The 20,092-nt window shown below is 41.8% G+C and carries 8 protein-coding genes and 1 tRNA gene; all 9 read right to left on the bottom strand.

The window, feature by feature from the left end; translation table 11 throughout:
* Positions 1-4,060 (bottom strand): non-ribosomal peptide synthetase (locus tag GO495_RS24485; RefSeq protein WP_157302592.1); only part of this gene is annotated, 4,060 nt, incomplete at its 3' end.
* Positions 4,061-4,114: 54 nt separating this feature from the next.
* Positions 4,115-5,737 (bottom strand): MBL fold metallo-hydrolase, encoded by a 1,623-nt coding sequence (locus GO495_RS24490; protein ID WP_157302593.1) that lies wholly within the window; start codon positions 5,735-5,737, stop codon positions 4,115-4,117.
* Positions 5,734-6,456, bottom strand: coding sequence for a thioesterase II family protein (locus GO495_RS24495; protein WP_157302594.1), 723 nt, complete (start codon positions 6,454-6,456; stop codon positions 5,734-5,736). The genes GO495_RS24490 and GO495_RS24495 overlap by 4 nt, the downstream gene beginning before the upstream one ends.
* A gap of 18 nt (positions 6,457-6,474) precedes the next feature.
* A complete protein-coding gene (locus tag GO495_RS24500) occupies positions 6,475-8,103 on the bottom strand; it encodes a cyclic peptide export ABC transporter (protein WP_157302595.1) in 1,629 nt (542 codons plus the stop codon).
* 42 nt (positions 8,104-8,145) lie between these two features.
* Positions 8,146-16,326 (bottom strand): non-ribosomal peptide synthetase, encoded by an 8,181-nt coding sequence (locus tag GO495_RS24505; RefSeq protein WP_157302596.1) that lies wholly within the window; start codon positions 16,324-16,326, stop codon positions 8,146-8,148.
* Between the two features lie 14 nt (positions 16,327-16,340).
* Positions 16,341-17,420, bottom strand: a complete 1,080-nt coding sequence (locus GO495_RS24510) for a M28 family peptidase (protein ID WP_157302597.1) — start codon at positions 17,418-17,420, stop codon at positions 16,341-16,343.
* A 142-nt stretch (positions 17,421-17,562) separates the two neighbouring features.
* A complete protein-coding gene (locus tag GO495_RS24515; protein ID WP_157302598.1) occupies positions 17,563-18,723 on the bottom strand; it encodes a hypothetical protein in 1,161 nt (386 codons plus the stop codon).
* Positions 18,724-18,824: 101 nt separating this feature from the next.
* Entirely contained in the window at positions 18,825-19,505 is a 681-nt protein-coding gene (locus GO495_RS24520; RefSeq protein WP_157302599.1) for a response regulator transcription factor, read from the bottom strand.
* Between the two features lie 431 nt (positions 19,506-19,936).
* Positions 19,937-20,010 (bottom strand) — tRNA-Pro (locus GO495_RS24525).
* Positions 20,011-20,092 lie beyond the last annotated feature (82 nt).

Below are 20,092 nucleotides of genomic sequence, written 5' to 3' on the forward strand. Positions count from 1 at the left end.
TTCCTCCCGGTATACGCAGATGATCTACTGGCAGATCCAGCGGCTGCACTCCTTCCAGCTGTTGCTGCCAGTAAGACAACTTCTTTTCCAATACTTCCCCGGACAAGCATTCCCTCTGCCATACCGCATAATCTGCATACTGCACAGCCAACCCCGGAAGTATAGCGTCAGTTCCTGAACCGTTATATAAAACAGACAATTCATTCAGCAGCAACCTTACAGACCAGCCATCAAAAGCAATGTGATGGACAAAACCGAACAACAGGTATTCTTCTTCAGTCAATTTTACCAGCACTGATCTTATCATCACATCCTCTGAAAGGTCCAGTGCCTGCCCTTGTACAAACTGAACATAATCACTGATTGCCGCATAGCCTTCAGCTATTACCTCTGCCTGTGTTTTTTGCTCCAGTTGCCATTTGCACCCATCGGTCAGTAGCTGGTAACCAACTCCATCTTCCTCAAGGATCACGGTACGTAATACTTCATGACGACGGATCAGTTCTCGGAAAGCATTCTCCAGCGCTGTAACGTCCAATATGCCTTTTATTCGCAGGGACCATGGTACATGATATTGAATACTTCCACTTAATTTATCAATGAACCATAAACGTTCCTGGCCAAAAGACAATGGAATATGATCAATGTAACTATGCTTTGTTATAGCAGGCAGTAAAACATTCTCTTCAGTACTATTTAGCCAGGAGGCCTGTGATGCAATTGTCGGATAACTGAAAACTGACCTGACTGAAATCTCTTTACCCAGACGTTTACGTACTAATGCCACAAACATCATTGCCATTAGCGAGTGTCCGCCCAGTTCAAAGAAGTTATCGTGGATACCGATTTGTTGTCTGGGCAGCAGTTGCTCCCATATCTGTGTCAATGCTTTTTCCAGAGGAGTACGGGCGCTTTCATATACTGTAGTCAGCGGCATGTCAGCCACTAGCCCGGATAATTTCTTTTTATCGACTTTACCGTTAGCGGTTAGCGGGATATTATCAAGTTCTATCAGCATTTCCGGCACCATATATCCCGGTAATCTTTCATGCATCCATGATAATATCGCCGCATGATCGCATTGCATTTCCGGTACTATATATCCAATGATACGACCATTCAATTTCTTCTCCTCATATAATATAACTGCAGCCTGTTTCACTCCGGGAGCCTGATGCAGTACATGTGTGACCTCATCCAATTCAACACGGAAACCTCTTATTTTGACCTGGTCGTCTGTACGCCCCAGGTATTCAAGTGTACCATCTGGAAGCCATCTTACGATATCTCCTGTGCGATACAAATGGCTGCTCTTTTTACTATCAAAAGGATTAGTTATAAATTTCTTAGTAGTAAGTTCAGGCAGATTGAGATATCCTCTGGCCACGCCCATGCCTCCAATAAAGAGTTCAGCAGGCACACCTACAGGAACAAGTTGCAGGCGATCGTCTAATACATAGAATTTTGTATTGTTTACAGGTCTGCCTATGGGGATTCCTTTTTCTATTTTTAATACTTCGTCCTTTATATTAAACACGTAGGTGCTACTTCCCACAGTTGTTTCAGTAGGCCCGTATTCGTTAATAATTTCTACAGATGTTGCATCGTCAAGCAAATGCTGCAGATGATGTGGATATAGTGCTTCTCCGCCTATCACCAGTCTGTGTGTCAGCAAATCACCATTTCCGATGATAATATTTTCCAACAAGGGAAGATGTGCTGGCGTCAGCTTGATAAAATCATAGGGAGCATATTTCTCAAACACGGTTGAGCTGAAAGCATCTATTCCCTTTCCAGGGGCAATAACAATTGTCTTTCCAGCTGCAAGGGGTACAAAAAGAGCTGTCAAAGAAGCATCAAAAGTTGGAGACAAATGCATGAAACTGCCTGCGTTATTTGTTGTGTTTCCGCAGTAGTGCTCAACTCCATACAACACATAATTCAGCAAACTTCCATGCTCAATCATGACTCCTTTAGGCCGACCCGTACTTCCGGATGTATAAATAATATACGCCAGTTGACCTGCATCGATTTTTGTATACCGGAACATTTTATCAAAGGCATTTATCTTATCCCAATCATTATCCATCAAAATAAGCTCCTGCTCAAAAAACAATGCCTCAGCGACTTCTTTTGTTGTGAGTATAATGGACGCTTTTATATCTTCTAATATATAAGCGACTCTTTCCTGAGGATATGAGGGATCTACGGGGACATATGCGGCTCCCGCTTTCAATATACCGATCACAGATATGATGAACATCCATGAAGATTCCATACATACAGGAACCAGATCTCCTCTTTCTATTCCTTTAGATTTCAAATATGCCGCCAGCTGATTACTGTATTCATCCAGCTCCCTGTAAGTAAGCTGTGTATCATCAAACACTACTGCAATATTATCGGGTACGGCGACTGCCTGTTCGTTCCACAAATCAATGATCGTCGCGTTTTTCCGATGCTGCCTGTCTGTGTTATTAAATGTAATTAGCAGTTGTTGTTCTTCTGATTCAGAGAGCATACGCAACTGTTCAATACTGCAATCAGGATCTGCAACAACGGACTCCAGCAATTGCGTATAGTGCCAGAGCATTTTGCTCATTGTTTCCGGCTCGTAAAGATCTTTCAGATAGGTCAGGGATAAATAAAGTCCGTCGGGACGATCATTCACACTGAGTGTGAGATCAAACTGAGATGTAATATGCGGAAGGGCCTCTGCGCGGACAGTAAGTCCTTCGAGGTCCGGAACTACCAACCCTTGCGACGGCTGCAATACAAACATTACCCTGAACAATGGGTTATGGCTACCTTCCCTGTCTATACCCAACTGTTCAACCACTTTTTCAAAAGGCACATCCTGATGTTGATATGCATCCAGTGTTGTTTGCCTGACTTCCTGCAGGAAACTGCGGAATCCCTTATAGCCATTCACCCGTGTGCGCAGGGCCAGCGTATTCAGAAAGAATCCGATCAGTCCGGAGAGTTCATCCTGTTGACGCCCCGTAACAGGACTCCCTACACAAATATCTTCCTGTCTGCTGTAGCGATATAGTAATATTTTAAATACTGCTAAAAGGGTCATGAACATAGTCACTCCTTCCCTGCGGGATAGTGCCTGTAAGCTATCTTTCAGATGACTGCTTATCAGAAGATCAGTATGAGCACCGTCAATGCTGTTATCCGCAGTACGAGGATGATCTACCGGTAATGTTAACGGCTCTATGTCTGACAACTGCTGCTTCCAGTATGCCAATGGCGAAGACAGGATCTCATCTGTAAAATGGTTGCGCTGCCAGTTCGCGTAATCCGCATACTGCAGCGGTAATGAAACCCGGGTTGGCTTTTCATTAAGGGTATACGTCTTATATAATGCAGACAGTTCTTTTAAAAGAATACCAGTTGACCAGCCATCAAATGCGATATGATGTACAAAACCACATAACAGATGTTCTTTCTCCGACAGCCTTATCAGGACAGCTTTCAGCTTTATATCAGAGGACAGGTCAAGTGGCCTTCGTAAATAGTCAGTTATATAAGCAGATACATTTTCAAATCCATCTGATATAATATCATCTGGCATCATATAGTCAAGCTCCCATGACTCTCCATCTGTTATGATCTGATAACCGGTACCGTCTTCCTCTCTGATCACCGTCCTTAGCACTTCATGCCTTTGAATGATTTCCCGCAAAGCACGCTCCATAGATTGTAGATCGAGAGTACCTTCTATGCGGAATAACCATGGCATATGGTATTGCACACTTCCCTGCAGATGGTCGATAAACCACATACGCTCCTGACCGAAGGATAGTGGTATTTTGCCGGGAAGCGTGCTGTCACGGCGGTTGATCTTTTGATATACCTTTTTTGTCAGTGAGGGCTGCAATAACAACTTGCCTTTCAGCAAGTCCTTATATTCCTGTATCAGGTTCAAAAGATGCCCATCAACTGATTGATTCTTTGGGACCCTTATTCTCAGCTTGTCTTCTTCTATTATCAGAAGTATGCCTGCTTCTTCAGCTTTACTGAGGATTAATGAAGTGATCTGTTCGTCTGACATAAAAATTTCTTGGGATCAAAAAAAAACAGGGTTATACCGCCGTGGACACGAAAGTTATACGAGTTCTACAGGAGCAGCCTGGCGATCATATAACAACTCTTTCTCACCATATAATCTTTCTGCAATGATATTTCTCTCCTGACAGTAATTCACCAGATTATTCGATTGAATAATTGGATTTGATTCATCAGTATACTTGATGCTACTGATAAACTCAACCCATGGTTCCTGCCCCATTGCATAGACATAGGCCTCTTTGGGATTGAATATATTTACAAGCGAAATACCTCTTGAACAATCTGAACCATTCAGGCGTCTGGTTGCATCCTGATCTCTGGTAATTTTCTTCGTAAATAAAGGGCCATACAACCAGGTGAGTGGAGCACCATCACATTCCATTCCAAGGAAGAGAACGTCCACATCTCCAATTACCTTATGAATATGTTTATATATTGCCGGTTCCATTATTCTCGAATCAGCCATAAACAATAGTTTAAAGTTGCTTATCTGTACGAGGTGACAACACTTTGTAAGAATATTCAGATCGCTGTGCTCACCAGTAAAGGGAATACCGGTAATAACCGTATCTACAAATTCGACTGTTTCCAGTTCAGAAATTTCCGTAACATTTTTAAAGCCGATACTGTTAAACATCAGTTTCAGATTGGGGTCTTCCACTCTTCCACCTTCAGTACGCGGCACTATAATATTTTTTATTTTGTGGCGCAATGGCAATAATGTTTCAAATAATATGTGGTCCTGATGATTATGCGTTATGAGTACATAGTCAATCACATCCGGCAGGTCCGAGTCTGAGAAGTGGTCTACTTCAGAATCGTAGCCATAATAACTTATCAGGGGATCTACCAGAATGCTTACATCTTTAGTCTCGACAAGAATACAGGCATGCCCGAAATAGCGCATGCGAATCTTGTCGCCGGTATATTTATTATATGCAGGTAGTGGTGTGGTAGTGAAAAATGTTTTAAAGAGCGCTTCATCTTTTTCACTGACACCAAGTTTTTCCCTGATGTAAGAGAAGGTTTGCGGGCTCCTTTTCATCCTTGCCAGTTCGTCAATCCCTTCATGAGAGAATGGTATGTTCAGGTGCAATACTTCCGGTTCGTTCAGTCTTGGTGTACTGAGACAGAACGGACGATGATCATTGTTGGTAATCCAGAAGGCCATGCTTTGTGCACTTTCGTCATAGAATTCGCCCTTGTATAATAATGATTCAAAGAAACGGAAGCCGGGATTGTTTGAGCGGTCATAGAACAGTTCAACATATCCCTGTAAGATGGGTGGCACTTTCTGATACAGATCTTCCAGACCAAATCCTTTTGCTTCGGTAGCCAGCATTTTGTCCAGTTCCTTCACTGCTTTTGAGAACAAAATCATGTTAGCACGACGGGTTTTGGTATCGTCATTCAATTTCTTCACTTCCTCAAGTCTGCCACCACCGAAGTCCATGAATGGTCCTCCTCTCATTTTAGGATTGAGCACGGCTTCTGCATGGATGGAGGGAGCAAGGATATAGGATTCCATAATGGAAAGATGTCTGCCTGTAATATTCAACGCAGCCGTAGCCGGTGAAATAAGATGGCTCCATGCGTACCATCTGTCAATAAGCGGTTCAAATACCACATTGGGTTTTAGATACAATTTTTCTTCGCTCATCTTTGAAAGATTTTAGAGTGAGTGGTTAATTTATCCGATATAATATCAATGATTGCTTCCGGATGTTTGAAAATGAAGAAGTGCTTTCCGCTCATTTTCCGGAAGTCGATCTCCCGGATAGTAACATTTTGCCAGCGAAGTATATCTTCATCTTTCATGTCTTCTTCATCACCGGTGATTACCGTTACTGGCAAATCGAAGGGCAGGCTTTCCCTGTGTACATATGTTTCTGTTGCTGTAAAATCGGCTCTTAAAATCGGTTCAAAATATTCGATCATCTCTTCGTTCTTAAGAATTTCCTCCGGCATTCCATCCAGTGCAATGATCTCTTCGATAAACTCTTTTTTGCTTAAAAGATGCCTTTTCTTTCCCTGCCTTGAGATGGCTGAAGGACCGGTAGTTCCTGTAATAAACAACGTAATGGGAGCCATATGCCCTCGCTCTAACAGTTTCTGTGTAAGCAGGTAAGCACCAAGGCCCCCCATACTGTGACCATATATGGCATAAGGTTGCAGATCTACGATGTCTTTTATCTGCCGGTACATATCTTCTACAATAACTGACATGCTGTACATCAATGGCTCCCGGATCCTCACTCCTCTGCCCGGAGACTCTACCGGAATCAATTTGATGAATGGCGGACATTTCAATTCATAATCCCGGTAGGAATATCTATTACCACCCGCGAACGGCAGGCAGATAAGATTTATGGATTTCATATAGATTGGGTTTGCAGGTTACAATACAAGTTCCGTGTCGCTGACGATCTTGCCATAATTAAATCTGATAACTCTGTCCGCGACATGAAAGAAATCATCATCATGAGAAATAGCAATGATCGTTTTACCCATACGTTTCAACATGGGCAACCATTCCAGGTAAAACAACCGTCTGTTTTCGGGATCCTGTTCTGCTGCCCACTCATCCAAAACAATAATTGGTTTATCTTCGGTCAGCGCCAGCATTAATGCAAGTCGTTTCTGCTGACCTTTCGACAATTTTGTACTGAAGTTGCCAGTCTTTGCTTCTTTACTCAAAATCCCATTCAGATTAAAAATCTCAATTCTTTCCTGCAATAACTCATTCTCATCTGACAGATCATGCTCATCATAATTCTCAGTAAACAGGTAATGGTCTGAATAAACAACGGCCATGCTGTTACTGAACAATGACATTTCTTCCCAGCTAAGTTCTTGCTCGTCCAGCCAAACCTTTCCGGTATCTACCCGGCAAAGGGCAGTGAGCACATTAATGAAAGTTGTTTTTCCACTCCCATTTCCCCCAACAACGAAAATGATCTCTCCTTTTGATATCCTAAAATCAGGCAGATGAAGCTCAAAGGACCTTTTTTCATCCGGACTGTACATGTAACTCACATTTTCAAAACGCAGTGAGGTAAAATCTCTAAACGGAGGAGGGGCTATTATTGCAGGTAATGCATCCACCTTCAGTTCTCCATCCAAACGGTTGATCCGTTCCAGCGCAATCCTGATACCTGTAAGCGAAGGAATATAAACGATCAACTGTGAAACAGGAGACATCATGAATAATATAGTAGTAATGAACACTGCCAGCTGAATCAGACTGATGTGAAATAATACAGGTAAAAGAAAAATGATTACTCCTAATACAAAGTACCAGCTATATACACCAATCAGTTCGTTAACAATGTATTTTCTGGATACCCCCATGCTCAGCTCCTTTGCCTTGTTCCTGTTTGTGAAAATGAACTTGTTAAATATGTTCAGATTACGCAGAGTAGACACCCGAATCTGTTTAAACCCTACGAGCAGTTCTCTTAAGGAGTTATAATAGTTATCCTGCAGATCTCTCACCTTGTTCAGGTCTTTTTCAATAATATTATTACGGTACAGATATACCAGTAATAAGCCAACCATCAGCAAAGTGATTGTAATTCCGGCCCAGAGAGATATCCAATACAGATATCCCAGCGAACAGATAAGTGTGACTGCAGCATTGAGAATTGCCACAAAAATCTCCGGAACGCGACCTAACACCCGGGCATCGCTTACCGCGGCATATAGTCTGCTACCTCCCATTTTTTCAAACGACTCATAGGAGGCATTGCGTACCTTTTCAATGATAGACAATTCAAGGCTATACATAATGTTATTGGTAAGCTCGGCCATATACTTCTGGAAGTACAAAGTAGTAAAAAATGACAGGACGATCAGCCCTGCAAAGGCAAGAACATTGTATTTACCAAAATAGGATGCTCCTCCACCCAAAGCGATGTTTATCTGCATCAGTATCCCGAGGTTCGTGAGGCTGCTTACCATACCCAGTATAACGAGGAAAACATAAAAGGTTCTGGATCTTGTCTGGAATAATTTTAAAAGATTCATCTTCAAATCTGTTTAATGAAAATTTCTGTTTCGCATTCCCTTCTATAACTCAACAAAATCGTATTGTTTCTGCTCCAGCTTCTCTATAAGTGCACTCATTTCTTTCACTGTTGCGTGTGTAAACACATCCGAAATGGATATTTCAACCGACAGATCTTTATAGATCTTACTGACCAACTGATTTGCCATGAGAGAATGGCCGCCTATGTCGAAGAAATTATCTGTGGTGCAGATCTCCTGTTTTTCAAACGCATGGCACCATATATCGATCAATATTTTTTCGATTCTTGTTTCCGGACGTTTTACTATTCTGCCAACCGGAACGGCCTCCACTTCCGGCAGATTAAGCAAAAACTGTTTATCTGTTTTACCACTCGATGTAAGTGGTATTTCTTTTACAGACAGATAGCTAACCGGTACCATATAATCAGGGAAATAACGACGCAGATAATTTCTCAGATCATTACTACCTGTTTTTTCTATTTCTTCCGAGACAATAAATGCTACCAGTTTTTTATCGTCATCTGCCATGGACCGGGCCAGCACTACCGCGCTATTGACTCCAGGGAATTCCAGAATCCTGCTTTCTATTTCACCTGATTCCACCCTGAACCCTCTTATTTTCACCTGATCATCCATCCTGCCTATATATTCCAATCTTCCATCAGGCAGCCAGCGTACCAAATCACCTGTAGCAAAAATTTTTCCAGGGTGAACCGCCAATCCGGTTACAAACCGCTGGTCTGTCATTTCTTTCTGAGAAAGATAACCTCGTGCCACGCCTTTTCCTCCTATAAATAACTGTCCGGTAACACCTGTCGTCACCGGCTGAAAATAGTCATCCAATACATATACAGTCGTATTTTCAAGCGGACCACCAATTGTGATTACCTCGTCTATATTCATCAGACGACAACCGGTTGAAAAAATGGTGGTTTCTGTAGGACCGTAAAGGTTCCACAGACTCCCTGTATTTTCCAGTAAATCCTTTAGCAGATCTCTGTTTACAGGCTCCCCGCATGTAATAGCCGTTAATGTTTTATTCCCAGACCATCCACTTTGCACCAGTAGCCGCCATAATGAAGGGGTAGCCTGCATATAGTCTGGATTTAGCGTTTTCATCAGCCCTTGCAATAGTCTAACATCCGTAATCTGTTCTGTTGTTGCCAGAATAAGTGTCCCTCCGCTTATCAGCGGAAGAAAGAATTCCGAAACGGAAATATCGAACGTATAAGCACTAACAGATAACATTGTGTCAGCCTCTTTGACGGACAACCGTTCCCTGAGTCCATACAGGATATTTATGATAGAATGGTGATAAACTTCTACCCCTTTGGGCTTACCTGAAGATCCAGATGTAAATAATATATATGCGATAGCTGCTGCAGGTCGTATAGAAAAGTACGTTTGTTGCAGGCCTGCGGGGATGTATGAACAATTGAAAACATTAACGCGGATTTCCTGCTGTAACGCCAGGCAGATATCCAGATTCCGTTCATCTGTGAGCAACAGGCTGCATGAGGACTGCTCCAATAATTGCGCTAGTCTCAGCATGGGTGTTGCAGGATTTACAGGAACATATGTAGCTCCGCACATCCAAACTGCGAGTATAGAAAAAATGATATTTTCGCTACGGTCCAATAGTAATACGACCCTGTCATCCGGCCGTACATGATATGTATCAGTCAGCATAAACGCAAGCAGACTTGCCTTCTCATTTAATTCTCTATATGTATAAGACTTCCCGTCACATATCAAAGCCGTTCTATCTCCGTGCAAAGCCAACTGCCTGCGGATAATCGAGGGAATATCCGCATCAGGAAAAGGCTTAACAGTATCATTAAACTCAATCAATATTCTATTGAGTTCAGCTGTACTCATGTAAGGCAGTTGTGCTATATGGAGATCAGGATTTTCACACATTGCCTTCAACAGATTATTGAGATGAGCTGCCATCTGCCTGATACGCTCCTTTGTGAAAAGATGGCTATCATATACAATATTGACATTAACCTCTTCTTCAAGTTCTTCAAAATAAAATTCCAGATCATACTTACACGCTGCAATAGCCGGCTTTATCTTTCTATATGGAATATTTACCGGAGAAGAACTACTTAATACTTCTCCCGGTGCCAGGTTGATAAGCACATCAAATAAGGCAGACCTGCCCGAATCTCTTCTCACAGGCACATCTGCAATTATAAACTCAAAAGGATAAGATTGATGGGTATATGCATCCAGACAAACTTCTTTCGAACGTCTTAATAAATCTGTCACACATTCGCCTGCCTTTCCCTGTATCCTTAACGGTAAAGTATTGATAAAGAATCCTGGCATATTCCTCAGATCAGGATGTTCTCTCCCTGCCACTGCCGCTCCAATGATGATATCATGCTGCCCTGAATAACGATTCAGCAATGCGTAAAGACCCGACAATAAAAACATGAAAAGGCTAACTTCCTGCCGACTACATAATGATTTTATATTTTTATATTTCTCCTTTTCTATTACTGCCGTAACAATTCCTGCTTCTTCCTTTTTCACCGCAGGTCTTGTATAATCAGTGTAAAGGTTCAAAATGGGTATTTCAGCACTCAACGTACGCTTCCAATACGCTTTGTGAAGCTGTATTTCCGGTTTACCTGAAATATTATTTGCCCATTGAGCATAATCTTTGTATTGTAATACCGCTGACACAGGTACCTGGATTCCTTGCTCTAATGCACGATAAGTTGTAAAGAATTCATTAATGAGGATTGTGCCGGACCAGTCATCTGTGATGATGTGATGCATAAAAACAGAAAGAAGGCTCCTTTCTGCATCTGTCTTAATTAATATCACTCTCAGTAATGGCCCCTCCCTAAGATCGAACTTTATGCCTGCCTGTAGCGCAATATAATCGTTCGCAATATTCAGGCGGTCTTCATCCCGACTGAGATCAGTGTATGAAAAATAAAAGCGATCATCATCCGCAGCATGAACAATCTGTACAGCACCTTCTTTGCTATGATGGAAAGTGGTACGAAGTATCTCATACTTTTTAACAAGCAACTTCAGAACTGATTTCACAAGGTCTGGACGGAGTGTCTGATTAACCTCATAGACGCTGCCTTCATTATATGCTACAGAAGTACTGTAGATATCGGACAATAAGAACAAGCGTTGTTGCTGGGGAGAGAGACTATAAGCGGACGCTGGCGACACTGTACTGATCTCCTCCTGTTTCTCTGTCGGCAATTCCTCTATCCGGCCAGACAACAGCCTGACGTCGGGATAAACGAATACGTCCTGAATAGTCAACACTTTGCCCAATTCCTTGCGGATCATACCATTGATCTTCAAAGCCAGAATTGAGTTACAGCCCTGTTCAAAAAAGTTGTCGTTCACCTGTATTGTCTCTGACTTTAATACCCTCTGTACAATCGAAAGGATCTTTTGCTCAGTAAAACTATGCGGGGAAATATGTTCTGTTATGTTATCCGACTTCCCGATCTGTTGCGACAAGGCTTTTCTGTCAACTTTCCCTGTCAGCGTCAAGGGTATCCCTTTCAATATCTCAAACCGATGCGGAATCATATAATAAGGGAGCTGCCGGCTGATGAATATCCTCAGTGCATTTTCGCTGAAAGTACCTCTTACTGTCATACAGGCTGTCAACAAGCCATTCTCTTTATCCAGCAGTACTCCTGCTATTTTCACATCTTCGTACTGACTGATCACACGTTCAATTTCTTCGGGCTCTACGCGGTGCCCTCTGACTTTGAACTGAAAATCTGCGCGTCCGCAAAAAGCGATCTCCCCATTTTCAGTAATACGGCCAAGATCACCGGAGCGATAGATGCGTTGTCCTTCTTTGAAAGGATGTTGTAAAAATCTTTCTGCTGTTAATTCCGGATGGTTTAGGTAACCTCTTGCCAGTCCGCCTTCTATGTAGATTTCCCCAACCCTTCCCGCAGGCATTACCTGCCGGTTCTCATCCAGTATATATATGAATGAATTACAAACGGGCATTCCAAGAAGGCTGGCATTGTCCAAAGATGTGATGCTATGATAGGTTGCACATACCGTCGTCTCAGAAGGGCCGTATGAGTTGAATATGACAACATTCCGGAACAGCCTGCTGATATGTGCAGGATGCAGGACATCACCGCCGCTGATAATAAGCCGGAGTGTGGATATTCTGCTATCGACCTGTGTATTGATCTCATTCAGGACCAATGGCGTAGTCGATAATAATGTGACATTGTTCCCTTTTATCAGCGACAACATATCATCAATATCAGCTCCTCCCTTCACAGCAATAACTACGCTTCCCCCCACTCCCAGAGCAGGAAAAACCTCCTCTACAATTGTATCAAAAGACACGGATGCCTGTTGCAGAAAAATGTCCTGCGCCGTTATATTAAAGCGATAGATAAAATATTGTACATAGTCAGTGAGTGAGGCATGTTCTATCATTACGCCCTTCGGACTACCCGTGGAGCCGGAAGTATAGATAACATAGGCCAGATTGCTCATAAGCCCCTCAAATACGGGGTTATTTACATTTCCGTGCCTCAACCCATCCTCGTCGAGGTTGATCAAAAATGAGGCATCAAAATGCTGATCTATCTTAACAATGGTTTCCTGATCCACCAAAAGATATTTCATATTGCTGTCGGCCACGATAAATTCGCATCTGCCAACAGGTAATAACGGGTCTATTGACACGTATGCAGCACCTGCCTTCAGAATGGCGAGCATGGATATGATCATGTTCTCATTCCTGCTGACCATAAATCCTACCCTCTCGTCAGCATTAATTTTTACCCGGAGATAATTGGCGACAATATTTGCCCGTTCATTTAGTTCTCTGTAAGAGAGGATACTTTCACCTGCTTTTACGGCAACTGCGTTCGGGACATGGCGTGCTAGCTGTTCAAAGAGCTTATGTACCGGAAGGCGCAGACGCTTTATACCAAATGCATGCAATGTTGAAGGGAATAGTGTTACCTTTTCCCTTTCGGTCAGAAAACTGTAAAGTCCTATTGCCTTATCCGGTTCTTTACCTGCTACCAGCGATAAATTTTTCAAATGTTCATTGAGGGCAGCAATATCCCGTCCTGTAAATTTATCTTTATTATAGACGATACAAACAGATAATCTGTTTCCGGTTTCTTCAAATTCAATCAGCAGGTCAGTAAAGCTATGTTTCGTTACCATACGCTGCCTTTCCATATGACACCCGGTGAGGCTGATCCTATCTCTTTCCTGGTAAAAGTTCTGAAAAAGAACAAGTATGTTAAACAGCGCATTCCCTTGTCTATTATCATCCAGCATCCGCTCAAACGGATACAACTGGTTATCCAGAGCGGCCAGGAGTTTTCCTCTGACATGTTCCAGCAAGGAATGAAATTCATCCTCAGGTGAGAGTTTTACGCGCAGGCAAAGCGTGTTTAACATGTATCCTTTGAGCGCTTCCATTTCCTTAGAAATACGGCCCGAAGTATCAAAGCCTATTATAATGTCCCGGCTGTTCGTGTACCGGTAGACCAGTACATTCAGCAGCGTAAGCAAAACCCCAAATACAGATACATTATAGTCTCTGCTGAGCATCTTCAGCTGTTGAACAACATGCTCGTCCCACTCAAAGTATTCACTTTCCGCATTCACATGTCCATAAGTTATCTGCCCGCCGGCAACAACAGAAAGATCCACCGGTGGCGGCGCCTGAGATAGTTCCTGTATCCAGTACTTACGCTGGGCATCCAGCACTTCATTTTCTATTAAATCGCGTTGCCATAAGGCATAGTCCTTATATTGAAATATCGACAGCAGCGGTACAATTTCCCTCCCATCAATTTCTGCATTATAATACCGGCACAGATCACTGAACAGTGATTCCAATGACCAGCCATCAATCAGTACATGATGGATTACAAACACAAGTTTGCTAACAAACTCACTTATACGTATAACATTGAATGAAAACTGGCCGGGAGCCGAGAACACAAATGGGGTATTTACAATTACCTCTGTCATACGTTCTGCCGCGACTTCAGGATTTTCCGTATATCGCAGGTCAACTACTTGTATGTCCCATTCCATCCCGGACAGCGAATGTACCTGTGGCTTTATTGTATGCTCATCACCAAAAGAGGTTCTCAATATTTCAGAATTGGATAGCACCTTGTAAAGTGCAGTCTTCATAGCATTGACATCCAACTGACCTTCAATATTATAGACGACGGGAATGTTGTATGCTGCCGATTCTCTATTCAGATAACATTCCTTTAAAATTCTTTCCTGCGCAAGCGTACATATTACCTGTTTGCCGGAACTCCTGATCGCCGGTAACTGCTGTGTCCCTGTACATTCATCCAGATATTGTCCTAAAGCCAAAAATACCGGGTGATCATACACGGCTTCTACTGATACATGCTTGCCGGTAGCCTCAGATATTTCTCCTGCCAGCTGCATGATCATCAGGCTGTTCATACCTGCATCAAATATATCTGTTGCAGGTGTGAGGCTGTTATTACGCAACAGGCGGCGTGCGGCATCCAGGATTTTAGCGGTTGTATCTGCTGTATTATCTTCCTGAGGTACATAGGGAAGGTTGTTGTCTTTATTTCTGTATTGTTCCAGCAATGCAAAATGTTGAATCTTACCACTGGTTGTTTTAGGGATTTTTGTAACCGGAACAACAGCTTGTACCGCAATCCCAATATCGGCGGCAACAACATGCGTTATTTTAGACTCAATATCAGTGAAGTCTGTCTGGTTTCCTTTGTAGAGAACGAAAATAATAACACTACTGTCGCCACAGGCAACAACCTTCCCTTGTTCGGTGATACCTGCATCTGTAATGATCCTCTCTATATCCTGCGGATAATAATTTTGTCCGTTAACAATTATAATATTCTTGCGACGGCCTGTCACCACAAGGTGCTTGTCAATAAAAAAGCCGAGGTCACCCGTCCTTAGCCACCCATCAGTCGTGAAGATTTCCTTTGTTGCAACCTCATTATTATAGTAGCCCTTTGTAACGTTATTTCCTCTAACCTGAATATGACCTATATGTCCTGACCGCAGTGGTGCATCCTTATCGTCACAGATACGCACTTCGCAGGCAGCCACAGGAATACCTACGTCTACAAAACTAACAGCATCCGGAGACGCCGGATCTACAAACTGCACTTCATCACCGGTATTCAAAAAATGCCTGTTGGTTATATAAGATACAACTGAAGTACCTGGTTGCATCGCAGATACTTCTACTGAAGCCTCGGCCATACCATATGCCGTAAGTATTACATTATCTGCCATACCATAAGCCTTCAGTGAAGTGGAGAACTCATTACATAAGCGCTGAGAAATAGGCTCTGCTCCGTTCACAATGATACGGATACAACTCAAATCCCATATCTGCTCCCTCTTTCTGTCCAGCGCATTGAGAAAATACTGTAAGCCAAAGTTCGGAGAATAAAGTACTGTAGCGCGGTGATAATTTACCTGCTTCATCCATAACAACGGACGTCTTATAAAAAGAGCCGTGGACATACAAACAGCATTGATCCCCATACACAATCCTACCAGGTGAAAGCCAATGATTCCCATATCATGAGTCAATGGCATCCAGTTCAATAATGTATCCATTGCAGTTATACGGAGGCTGCTTACAATATCTCTGATATTTGTAATAAGGTTTAGATGAGTAAGACATACTCCTTTAGGCTCACCTGTTGAACCTGATGAAAACTGTATATACGCTATGTCTTCTTCATACACCTGACATTTTACGCCTGGCGACTTAAAATCCCAGGCAGTGTGTATTGACAATGCGTTATCCAATACAGACCGGTAGCCATCTGCTTCTTCCACAATTTTCAGACGTTCGAGCTGTTTGGCGTCGCATATTAGATGTGGGTTGGACAGATATTTACAGACTTTAAAAAGTTTACGTTTGTGTTCTGTTTGCGTCCCCTCCGACAAAGGAACAGGTATAATTTTTCCGAGCAGACATGCCCAGAAGATACAAACGAGATGTTGATTATTATTAACCTGTATGATCAGTTCATTCCCCTCTCTTATCCCCTGATCCTGCAGATATCCAAGCATACGCAATGCCCTGCTGTACAGATCCCGGTAATACAATTTCTCACCGGCATCATCCTGTTCCAGGAAGGTAATACCAGACTGGCTATGTAATGCAGCTTCAAACAATGATGATAACAGATTCATAAAAGAAGGGTAGATTAAAGGATATTTATCTCACATTGCGTGGCCACCGTAAGGAGCAGTAATTTTGTTACCATACCCAGAAAATGTTCATTGATGTCCTGGAACTTATCTTCCGGACTATGGTAATGTGGATTTCTGGAATAAGCCCCATCTCCAAGAGAAATTGCACTATAACCGTTATCCCAGAAATGTACATGATCACTTCTTCTGAAATCATCCATCCCTTCACCATTACCGGGTACGGGTATGTTTATTACACTTAATTCGGGAATGTAGGTATGAGCAGACTCCTCTACTGTACGTGCCAGTGAGCGGGAACGATCATTGGAAAAAGAAAGCAAAAAGTCTCCTCTGAATTCATTTTTTTCAACCTTCTTGTATAAATCCGGGAATACTGTTTTCAGACCCTGAGGGAATTGCTGACTGTTTTTCTGACTGGTATAATATCCAAGCATATCAAGATTTATAAATCCTATTATGCTATCGGTATTGAGTATCCCTCCATGTTCTACAAATGCCTTGCTGCCTTCTGTTCCTCCATGCCCGTTAATATTCCTGACAGCCTCTTCAAGATCAAAAGCTACGAACCTGATATTATATTTGAAGTCGTAGTGGGAAAGTATCCGTGCGAGTTCTATCAAAGTAGCCACGCCCGTGGCATTGTCATCCACTCCGGCACTGCCTTCGACCGTATCATAATGAGCACCTATGATCAGTGTGCCACGTGTTGATCTATTCTTAGCATATAGTTCCCCGATGATATTCATGCCTTGATAATTCTGTACACTGAACGATTGTGTATGCGAAGACATTCCGCCACTGCTGAAGGATTTTAAGATCAGTTTCCTTACTGTTTCAAGATGTGCATTTGCTGATGCACTATACTGATTCCGTTCCTTTCCTATGAGTAAAAGATTATCTCTCAGCCTGACACTATCAAAATCCTGTAGCAGCTTTAGCGTTACCGGAGGTGGTATTAAGGCGTATGTGCCGGTATCTGCTATATGCAACGGGACAGCGTATAGCGAACCGGGCAAAAGAAAAACCAGCAGCAGACGACAACATAGATTGGTAAAATACTTTGTTATATACATGAGGTGCACTAGTTAACAACGGGTCAGAAATCTTAATGATTAATCAAACAAAATTTATCGTGCTATGAAACTAAGAAGTTCCTTTTTTTTGACAGTAGTAGAAATACGAAATATCAATGCGGTATTTACGGGAATTCGTATACTACTGCAACCTTTTATTAATAAAATCAATGTGCATTGATGAACTGTATTCGTTACATCCCAATCTGTCTTCAAATCTCTTTTGTTCATCTTTGCTTAATTGAGATAAAAGAGCCAGTTCTTTTTTATTACCTTCTTTCTTCATCAGCAGACAATTTACAAGGGGTGCATTTCCCCACCACCCATAAGCATCCCAGCGTCCCGTATAGGTAATAAGCAGCGGAACATCCCCGGCTGGCATACCTTTTCGTACATAATTATTATATATTCCCGATGCACAATGTAGCAGACCAGTGCAAGGTCCCCACATGAGTTTCGTATAACGGGAACTGATAAGCCGAAGATCCTCACGGAATCCAAGTTGTTTTGAGAAGATAAATCGTCCGATATATTGCTCGCCAAGCCATTCGCGGTAAAATTCTTCTTTACCGGTGTTCTTCTCATCGAAAATTAATATCCTTGCATTCTCTTTATTAAGAAGAAATATCAGAAGGTCAAAATATACATCTGTTCTGACTATTTTGTGTTTTGCAGAAGATGAATCCAACAATATAAAAAGTCTTTCGTTTTTACGCATGCCTTTTTCTTCCAGCCAACGGTCTGCCCAATCCCGCTCGTCTTCGGAGATGAATAGTTCATGTGATGCCAGTCGGAATTGACGGGCAACGCTTAACAGTTCCTGATAAACAGGAAAACAGATAGTAAACGATCCACGTTCATAGAGTAAGATTTCCGAGAAGGAAAACACACAAAGATTTAAGTGCTGCAATAAGTCCTGTTCAGGGTATATCTCATAGATAGCATCTATCAATGGTGTTTCATCGTATGCTATACACAATAATACATCGTAGTCATCCAGTTCAATTTCATCGTAGGGTACAGAAAATACATTATCTACGTAAGGGCTGTTTATAGAAAAGCTTTTATAAAATCCGGCAAACCGTCTGTTCATACAGCATACATCTACGACAGTAGATTCGCCGAAGAATAATTTACATACTTTGAACTTATCAAACATTATACAGGTATCTCCTATATAAAAGTTGCCTTCATCGTATATTATCAGAATTCTCTTAACCTCTTCTTTATTGATCTTACGGTTATTTTGAATAATCTTATTAAGGATAATTTGATTATCAATAGACTGAACAGGGTAATTCATAATGGAACAAGTACTGGGTTATGACCTGGGAAACATGACAACAAATTACCAGTACTCTTAGAAAAATGCTATAGTGTTTTTACGAAATATTATTTCGGTTTTTACGATTTTAATAACAGGCTGTCTATTTCAATTATACCTTCCTGTATACCATATTTAAACAACCCGATAGTGGATTTTATACCTAATTTCTCTTTCATATCCTGCCGGATCTTCTCTATAGACCTGACACCAAGGAAAAGCTGACTGGCAATTTCCCGGTTACTCAGCTCCATCCATAGTAACTTCAGGATTTTCTTTTCCCGCTCATTCAATGTGATGGAATATTGGTTTACAGCTATCATCGTATTCATCTGCCGGTTAAAGTAGAGCGCATCTGTAAGGAGTTTATTACGATAAATTTTATTTTCCGAAATAGCGGCAATTGCCAGGAATATTTCTTCTGTTTCATCCATTTTAGACACATAACCATGAATACCAATATCCAGTAGTTCATTAACAACCTGCAAATCTGTAGATTCTGACAGCACAATTATTCCGATAGCCGGATATTCCTTTCTGATCTTCTTTAACATGTTATAAATATCCATCCTCGACAACGTAATGTCAAGAATCAATATATCTATGCTTACCTGTCGTAATTTGTTAAACAACTCCAGCGCATCTGAAGCCTGAAATATGACATTAATATTTTCAGAATCAGAGAGATATCCCCTCAGCATCTTCCTAAACAATCCGGCGTCAGCAGCTATCGCTAAATTAATTGTTCTACTAGATGGCATAATTTGAGTCTTCAAACGGTTAACTAATGGCACTTACCGAAGGTGTCCCTGAGTATACGGGTTAAGGCTACACGAATAACAATGCTATATCTGGTACAAAGACAACGTTAATGGATCCCGAGTTATTTAATATTAGTTGTTAATATTGAGCGAAATTTTGAAATAAATTGGTGGAATGTTGAGTTATAAACATAACTAAATATACAAAAAAAAGGAAAACACAGAAATATTTTACTTTTGCTTCCCTACCTATAATACAATGCTTCCTATCAGAGCATTTGATTGCCATTTGAGAACTGGATTATATAATGCTGCAGGAGACATCGTAACCGGCCCCGGACCATATCTGACTAAAAATAAACATGTATTAAACCAGCCAAAATAAGGATAAAGCATAAGACCCGCTCTGAGAGCAGGTCTTATGCTTTATGTCGGGACGACTAGATTCGAACTAGCGACCTCTTGCACCCCATGCAAGCGCGCTACCGGGCTGCGCTACGTCCCGAAAAACCGGTATCCGTTTTTGACGACGGGATGCAAATGTAATTATAAAATTGATTTTTTAAAATTTTATAGCCTACAAATAT

The sequence above is a fragment of the Chitinophaga oryziterrae genome (assembly GCF_009758125.1).
Classification (GTDB): domain Bacteria; phylum Bacteroidota; class Bacteroidia; order Chitinophagales; family Chitinophagaceae; genus Chitinophaga; species Chitinophaga oryziterrae.

What these genes read in the sequence shown, in the direction of transcription:
- GO495_RS24490 (WP_157302593.1), bottom strand. Translation starts at nt 5,737, where the DNA reads ATGAGCGAAGAAAAATTGTATCTAAAACCCAATGTGGTATTTGAACCG.
- GO495_RS24495 (WP_157302594.1), bottom strand. Translation starts at nt 6,456, where the DNA reads ATGAAATCCATAAATCTTATCTGCCTGCCGTTCGCGGGTGGTAATAGA.
- GO495_RS24500 (WP_157302595.1), bottom strand. Translation starts at nt 8,103, where the DNA reads ATGAATCTTTTAAAATTATTCCAGACAAGATCCAGAACCTTTTATGTT.
- GO495_RS24505 (WP_157302596.1), bottom strand. Translation starts at nt 16,326, where the DNA reads ATGAATCTGTTATCATCATTGTTTGAAGCTGCATTACATAGCCAGTCT.
- GO495_RS24510 (WP_157302597.1), bottom strand. Translation starts at nt 17,420, where the DNA reads ATGTATATAACAAAGTATTTTACCAATCTATGTTGTCGTCTGCTGCTG.
- GO495_RS24515 (WP_157302598.1), bottom strand. Translation starts at nt 18,723, where the DNA reads ATGAATTACCCTGTTCAGTCTATTGATAATCAAATTATCCTTAATAAG.
- GO495_RS24520 (WP_157302599.1), bottom strand. Translation starts at nt 19,505, where the DNA reads ATGCCATCTAGTAGAACAATTAATTTAGCGATAGCTGCTGACGCCGGA.